The sequence below is a fragment of the Burkholderia sp. LMG 13014 genome (assembly GCF_905232215.1).
Lineage (GTDB): Bacteria > Pseudomonadota > Gammaproteobacteria > Burkholderiales > Burkholderiaceae > Burkholderia.
The window spans coordinates 1-1,154 of sequence record NZ_CAJNKE010001035.1 but is presented as its reverse complement, the minus strand read 5'-3'; the positions used below and the strand labels follow the sequence as shown (position 1 = coordinate 1,154).

Annotated in this window: 1 protein-coding gene; it reads left to right on the top strand. The window is 69.0% G+C overall.

Annotated features, from left to right (window positions below):
• Nucleotides 1-68: 68 nt before the first annotated feature.
• A complete protein-coding gene (locus tag JYJ84_RS37180; RefSeq protein WP_175219290.1) occupies nt 69-1,115 on the top strand; it encodes an ABC transporter substrate-binding protein in 1,047 nt (348 codons plus the stop codon).
• Nucleotides 1,116-1,154 lie beyond the last annotated feature (39 nt).

Genomic DNA, 1,154 nt, shown 5'->3' with positions numbered 1-1,154 from the left:
CGCGTAGCCGGCGCATGAGCGCGACGGCATTGCCGCGCCATCCAACGACATCGACAAGGACATTCACCATGACGACACTCGCTGCGCAGGCTACGGCCTGCGACGCACTCTGGTACACGCGCTGCCCGGTGCCGACCGCGCTCGGCATCGCCGTGCATCGCGGCTGGTTCGACGAGGAGTTCGGGCCGGAAGGTATCACGCTGAATTCGCTGCAGGAGACGGCCGACGCCGGCAAGCGCGAATCGCACTTCGATCACAGCCTGCCGCACTCGTTCCGGCAGGGCGGCAACATTCCCGCGCTGTGGGCGCGGGCTCGCGGCGCCGATACGCGCGTGATCGGCCTGTCGTGGACCAACGAATTCCAGGCGATCGTCACGTTGCCCGATCGCGGCATCCGCTCGGTGCGCGATCTGCGCGGCCGGCGGCTCGGGTTGCCGCGCCATCCGATCAGCATCGACTTCTGGCGCGCAGCCGCGCTGAAAGGCTTCCTGAGTGCGCTCGAACTGGAAGGGCTCGGGCACGGCGACGCCGAATGGGTCGACCTGCCCGACGAACGCGAACGCCGCACCGGGCCCGCATCGTTTGCGCGCGGTCCGCACGAGTACGGGATCGAGATCGCGGCGCTCGTGCGCGGCGAGGTCGACGCGGTGTTCGTGAAAGGTGTCGAAGGGCTCGAAACCGTGCACCTGATCGACGCGCAGGTCGTCATCGATCTCGGCGCGCACCCCGATCCGCTCGTGCGGATCGGCAACGGCACGCCGCGCACGCTGACCGTCGACCGCGCACTGATCGACGCGCGCCCCGATCTCGTGAGCCGCTTCCTGTCGGTCGTGGTGGGCGCGGGCGACTGGGCCGCGCGCCATCCGGCCGAGACGGTCGCGTATATCGGCCGCGAGACGCGCGCGTCCGACGAGTGGGTGCGCTATGCGTACGGCGCGGATGTGCACCGCCATCTGGAGACGGGGCTCGCGCAGACGTCGATCGACGGGCTGGTCGCGTTCAAGGACTTCCTCGTCGAGTGGGGCTTTCTCGAACAGGATTTCGATGCGCGCGCCTGGATCGACCCGGCACCGTTCACGCGCATCGACCGGCAACGCCATGCGTGGGTCGCGTAGCGCGCCGCGGCGCGTCATTGCAAGGAGTAGAGCATGACA

Coding starts and splice junctions, on each gene's coding strand:
- JYJ84_RS37180 (WP_175219290.1), top strand. CDS start 69: ATGACGACACTCGCTGCGCAGGCTACGGCCTGCGACGCACTCTGGTAC.